This window comes from Blastococcus sp. CCUG 61487 (assembly GCF_005222955.1).
Lineage (GTDB): Bacteria > Actinomycetota > Actinomycetes > Mycobacteriales > Geodermatophilaceae > Blastococcus.
This window is the reverse complement of sequence record NZ_LWUA01000055.1, coordinates 1-316: the sequence shown is the minus strand read 5'-3', so window position 1 is coordinate 316 and position 316 is coordinate 1. Positions and strand designations below refer to the sequence as shown.

The following is a 316-nucleotide window of genomic DNA, read 5'->3' as shown; positions in this document are numbered from 1 at the left end:
CGACGGGTGGTTCTTGGCCGCGGCGCGCACCATCGCGGGCCCGCCGATGTCGATCTGCTCGACGCACTCGTCGGAGCTGGCGCCCGAGGCCACCGTCTCGGTGAACGGGTACAGGTTGACCACGACGAGGTCGAAGGCCGCGATGCCGAGCTGCTCGAGCTGTGCCGCGTGCTCGGCCCGGCGCCGGTCGGCGAGGATGCCGGCGTGCACCGCCGGGTGCAGCGTCTTCACCCGCCCGTCCAGGCACTCGGGGAAGCCGGTCACCTGCTCCACCGGCGTCACCGGGATGCCGGCGTCGGCGATCCGTCGCGCGGTG

General features: G+C 73.7%; 1 pseudogene. It reads right to left on the bottom strand.

The window, feature by feature from the left end:
* Positions 1-316, bottom strand: a pseudogene (purH, locus tag A6V29_RS21480) (bifunctional phosphoribosylaminoimidazolecarboxamide formyltransferase/IMP cyclohydrolase); the annotation flags it as partial.